At 74.8% G+C, this 4,975-nt stretch carries 4 protein-coding genes and 1 pseudogene; 4 read left to right on the top strand and 1 reads right to left on the bottom strand.

Translation table 11 applies throughout. The features are described 5' to 3' along the window. On the top strand, window positions 1-179 hold a 179-nt coding region (locus AB0J68_RS27085), incomplete at its 5' end, for an SAM hydroxide adenosyltransferase (protein WP_363941138.1). Window positions 180-204: 25 nt separating this feature from the next. Next, complete coding sequence (locus AB0J68_RS27080; RefSeq protein ID WP_039905669.1) at window positions 205-447, top strand: CPCC family cysteine-rich protein; 243 nt, start codon at window positions 205-207, stop codon at window positions 445-447. Window positions 448-471: 24 nt separating this feature from the next. Here the strand turns inward: AB0J68_RS27080 and AB0J68_RS27075 are convergent, their stop codons facing one another. Beyond that, the gene (locus AB0J68_RS27075) at window positions 472-1,740 is read right to left on the bottom strand and encodes a hypothetical protein (protein ID WP_363941135.1); all 1,269 of its coding nucleotides are present in this window, start codon (window positions 1,738-1,740) and stop codon (window positions 472-474) included. A gap of 109 nt (window positions 1,741-1,849) precedes the next feature. Between AB0J68_RS27075 and AB0J68_RS27070 the strand changes: the two genes are divergently transcribed. Both AB0J68_RS27070 and AB0J68_RS27065 read left to right on the top strand, forming a co-directional pair. Further along, entirely contained in the window at window positions 1,850-2,659 is an 810-nt protein-coding gene (locus tag AB0J68_RS27070) for a zinc finger domain-containing protein (protein ID WP_363941133.1), read from the top strand. A 165-nt stretch (window positions 2,660-2,824) separates the two neighbouring features. Then, window positions 2,825-4,975, top strand: a pseudogene (locus tag AB0J68_RS27065) (hypothetical protein); the annotation flags it as partial.

Genomic DNA, 4,975 nt, shown 5'->3' with positions numbered 1-4,975 from the left:
CGCCGGGGCCCGCACCGGCCCGCGGGGCGGTGCGCGGACGGACGTTCGGCGACGCACCGGAGGGCGGCCTGGTGGTGTACGTCGATTCGGCCGATCTGGTGGCGGTGGCGGTCAACGGCGGCCGAGCGGTGGACGTCCTCGGGGTGCGTCCGGGCGACCTCCTGCGGGTGGCCGGGTGACATTCGACTATGGAATGCTGCCCCGGTGGGTGAACACGTAGTTCCCGTGGGCTGTCCCTGTTGTGCCTCTCGGACCGGCGGCGGGACCTGCCCGGTCTGCTTCTGGACCGACGACGGTCAGAGCGACGCCGACGCCGACGCGGTGCGCGGCGGCGCGAACGGCGACCTGAGCCTGTCGCACGCCCGGCTCAACTACGCCGTGTACGGGGCGAGCCACCCGCGTTACCAGGACATGGTGCGCCCCGCCCGCCCCGACGAGCGTCCCTGACGACCCCGCCGGGGTAGGGCCGACTCAGCAGACCGGCACGCCGCCGCCGTAGACGGCGGAGATGTACGCGTGGCTGACGTACTGCCCGGTGGCCAGGCGGTTCCACCTGGTGGTGGTGCGGTACGGGCCGGCGACCGACTGACCGGTGACGTAGCACTGGATCGGCACGTTGGCGAACCGCGCGGCGAGGCCGCGGACCCTGTACGACGTACTGGGCCCGCTGCGGATGTTGAGCGGCCCGGCACCGACGACGCCGCGCGGCCCGCCGCCGGTCCACAGGTAGGCGACGTCCACCCAGGCGTTGGTGGTGAGCTGCAGGCCGTCGGTGAACGTGCCGTCGGCCAGGTCGACGCCGGCCGGGTTGAGCACCGTACGCCCGAACTGGTCCCGCCCACCGTTGTAGCCGGACTGGTAGGCGGCCTGCGCCTCGGGCCGGCCCTGCGGCAGGTTCTTCCAGTTCTCCCGTACGGCGGACGGGTTCCAGTAGTCGTCGCGGGTGTTCCACGGCCCGACGTCCCAGACCGGGGCGTACTCGCAGCGGGCGCCCGTGGTGGTGCAGACCCGCACGGTGTAGTCGCCGCTGTTGAGCGGGGAGAGGCTCCGGCGCGACGGTAGCGCCGCGAAGTGGTCGCGCGGCTGGATGGTGCGGCCGTTGGCGGTCAGTTCGCCGACCAGCCCGATCCGGGTGGCGTACACCCGGTAGGTGAGGCCGGGCGTGGCGGCGGAGACGGCTGCCGTCGCGTCGGCGGTGAGCTGGACGCCGCGTACCGTCGCGGTGGCGCCGCCGGCCCGCGCGGTCAGCACCACCCGGGTCTGCACCCGGCGGACCGGTCGGTCGAAGACCACGCCGGCGGTCGCGGACCGCCATTCGGTCCAGCCGCTGACCCGCCAACCGCGGACCTGCGCCTCCACGCTGGCGCCGGCGGGGACGTCGGCGCTGATCTCGGCGCGGACCCGGGTGGCCGGTCGGGCGAGGGTGCGTGGTGCGGTCAGCAGCATGCCCTCGGCGACCGCGCTGTGCGGGCTGCGCGGGCTGCGCCCGGCCGTGCGCGCCTCGCGCAGCCGCAGCCCGGCGGCGGTACGCCGGACGTTGACGTCGTCACGGTCGACGACCGACAGGTCGGCGCTCCACCGCTCCACACCGGGCACGGCGGCGGTCAGGGTGAGCGACGTGGCGGTTGCGGGTACGGCGCTGGGGAAAAGGCTGGTGGCGGGCGCGACGGCGGCGGTGAGCGCGAGGGCGAGGGTGGCGGTGAGGGTAGCGGATCGGATACGACAATGAGGTCGCGTCATGGGCATTCTCCTCAGAACCCCCTGACCCTCGCATGTCAGGAGATCATGAGGAACCTGCCTACAAATAGCGACACATGCGAACCTTGCTCGAAAGAGGGAGGATGGCAGGGTGCCCGAAGGTGACACCGTCTGGAACACCGCCCGCGTGCTGCACCGCGCGCTGGCCAGCGCGCGGCTCACCGGGTCCGACTTCCGGGTGCCGCAGCTGGCCACCACCGACCTCACCGGGTGGACCGTCCGCGAGTCGGCCAGCCGGGGCAAGCACCTGCTGCTGCGCCTCACCGCCCCGGACGACGCGCGGTGGACGCTCCACTCCCACCTGCGGATGGACGGCGCCTGGCGGGCGTACGCGCCGGGGGAACGGTGGAGCGGCCGGCCCGCGCACCTGATCCGGGTGGTGCTGCGCACCCCCGGCGCGGTGGCGGTCGGCTACCACCTGCACGAGCTGGCCCTGGTGCCGACCGCCGAGGAGGACGGTCTGGTGGGTCACCTCGGGCCGGATCTGCTCGGCCCGGACTGGGACCCGGCCGAGGCGGTCCACCGGCTCGCCGCGCACCCGGAGCAGAGCATCGGCGAGGCCCTGCTCGACCAGCGCAACCTGGCCGGGGTGGGCAACCTCTACAAGTGCGAGGTGCTGTTCCTGCGGGGCGTGTCGCCGTGGACGCCCGTCGCCGCGGTGCCGGACCTGCCCGCCACGGTGGCGCTCGCCCAGCGGCTGCTGGCCGCCAACCGGGGCCGCTGGACGCAGAGCACCACCGGCTCGCTGCACCGGGGTCAGACCAGCTACGTGTACGGCCGCCGCGCCCAGCCGTGCCGCCGCTGCGGCACCGCCATCCGCAAGGAGGAGCTGGGCGAACGGGTCACCTACTGGTGCCCGGTCTGCCAGCCGGAGCAGCCGCACACCCCACCGCCCGGCTGACCGGGCCCCCACCGACCGGGGCCAGCCCAGATACGGACGATTGGGTAATTCCTATCCGGCCTCCGACGTCGCATGCTGCGGTTGAATGCTCACCGCCCGTCAGCAGAGTGCCGGGGGTCGCCACGCCGGGGTGGCGATCCCCGTGCCCCAACCCCGGGGAGAGTCATGGCGATCTTCCGCAGACTCCGCTCCACCTTCTTCTACCGGCCCACCTCCGACAGCCTCGCCCGGACGGTGTCCGTCCCGGCCGCGCGTACCGCCGAGGAGAGGGCCCCCGCGGCGAGCCTGGACCCGACCGCCGTGCCGCGCTGTTTCGGGCCGGTGCCGAACGTCGCGTACAGTCCCCGCCCGACGCGCGCCCCCGACGGCCGGCCGGTGCCGGGCACCGGGCTGCGGAAGTTCGTCGACGCGCTGCCGATCCCGGGCCGGGCGGGCGGCACCGACCTCGGCGGGCGGTTGCCGGTGGCGGTGCCCGACACGATCAGCTACCCGGGCTGCGACTACTACGAGATCGGGCTCCAGGAGTACACGCAACGCCTGCACCGGGACCTGCCGGCCACTCGGCTGCGCGGCTACCGCCAGCTCAACCTGGGCACCGACGCGTCCGGCCACAACACGGTGGCGCCCCCGGAACGGCCCTGGCACCTCGGCCCGATGATCCACGCCCGGCGGGGCCGGCCAGTCCGGGTGAAGTTCATCAACCAGCTCCCCACCGGCCGGGCCGGCGAGCTGTTCCTGCCGGTCGACGAGACGGTCGAGGGGGCCGGCATCGGCCCGCTGGACGGCCCGGCGCCGTACCCGCAGAATCGAGCGGTGCTGCACCTGGCCGGGGCGCAGACCGGCTGGACCAGCGCGGGCAACCCCGGCCAGTGGATCACCCCGGCCGGCGAGATCACCCCGTACCCGACCGGGACGGGCCTGACGCCCGTGCCGGACATGCCGCCACCCGGTGCCGGCGCCACCACGCTCTACTTCCCCAACGAGCAGAGCGGCCGGCTGCTCTGGTTCCACGACAACACCCTCGGCCTGGCCCGGCTCACCGTCTACGGTGGGCAGCTCGCGCCCTACCTGCTCACCGACCCGGTCGAGGACCAGCTCGTCGCCGACGGGGTGCTGCCGGCCGACCAGCTGCCGCTGGTGATCGAGGACAAGACGTTCGTGCCGGACGACACCCAACTCGCCGCCGAGGACCCGACCTGGGACCGGGAACGGTGGGGCGCCCGGGGCAGCCTGTGGCACCCCCACGTCTACCAGCCGCGGCAGAACCCGTACCGGTCCGGCGGGCGCAATCCCACCGGCCGGTGGGACTACGGCCCCTGGTCGCGCAGTCCCGCCCCGGACGGCAGCCGGGCCGACGGCGAGCCCACGGTGGACGGCTGGCCGCTGGCGGAACGGATCACCGGCGGGCCACCGCCGACCGGACCGGGGCCGGTGCCGAACCCGCACCACGACCCCGTCGGCGCGCCCACCGAGCCGCCGCTGCGCCCCGGGGTGCCGCACCCGTCCGCGGTGCCCGCGGCGTACGGCGACACCCCGCTGGTCAACGGCGTCGCCTACCCGTACCTGGAGGTGCGTCCACGCGCGTACCGGTTCCGCATCCTCAACGCCTGCCTGGACCGCAGCCTCAACCTCCAGCTCTACCGGGCCTGCTCGGACGCGCCGATGTGGACCGACGACGGCGTCCTGGCCGACGCGGACGCCGGCGAGGTGCCGATGGTGCCCGCCGTACGCGCGCCAAACCGGCCGGCCGCCTGGCCGAGCGACGGGCGGGACGGCGGTGTGCCGGACCCACGGGCCGCCGGCCCGGAGTTCGTCCAGATCGGCAACGAGGCCGGGCTGCTGCCCGCCCCGGTGGTGCTGCCGAACCGGCCGATCGGGTACCGCTACGACCGGCTCGACCCGACCGTGCTGAACGTGGACGGGCACACGCTGCTGCTCGCCCCGGGTGAGCGCGCCGATGTGCTCGTCGACTTCTCCACCGTGGCGCCGGGCAGCACGCTGATCCTCTACAACGACGCCCCGGCACCGCTGCCCGGCTTCGACCCGCGCTACGACCAGCACACCGACGCGCCGGACCGGACGGCCGAGGGCGGCCCGCCGCCCACCGAGCCCGGGTACGGCCCGAACACCCGCACCCTGCTCCAGTTCCGGGTGAGCGGCGTGCCCGAACCGGCGTACGACCTGGCCCGGCTGCGGGAGCGGCTGCCCGGGGCGTACGCGGCCAGCCAGCGCCCGCCGATCGTGCCGCAGCCGGCGTACGACCCGGCCTTCGGCAGCCGGACGGCGGCCGGGACGACGGTGTCGGCGCACGCCGAC

Origin of the sequence: Micromonospora sp. NPDC049580, assembly GCF_040675595.1 — a bacterium.
Classification (GTDB): Bacteria; Actinomycetota; Actinomycetes; order Mycobacteriales; family Micromonosporaceae; genus Micromonospora.
The sequence above is the reverse complement of the archived record's forward strand: the minus strand, read 5'-3'. Positions and strand labels throughout refer to the sequence as shown.

What these genes read in the sequence shown, in the direction of transcription:
- AB0J68_RS27075 (WP_363941135.1), bottom strand. Translation starts at nt 1,740, where the DNA reads ATGACGCGACCTCATTGTCGTATCCGATCCGCTACCCTCACCGCCACC.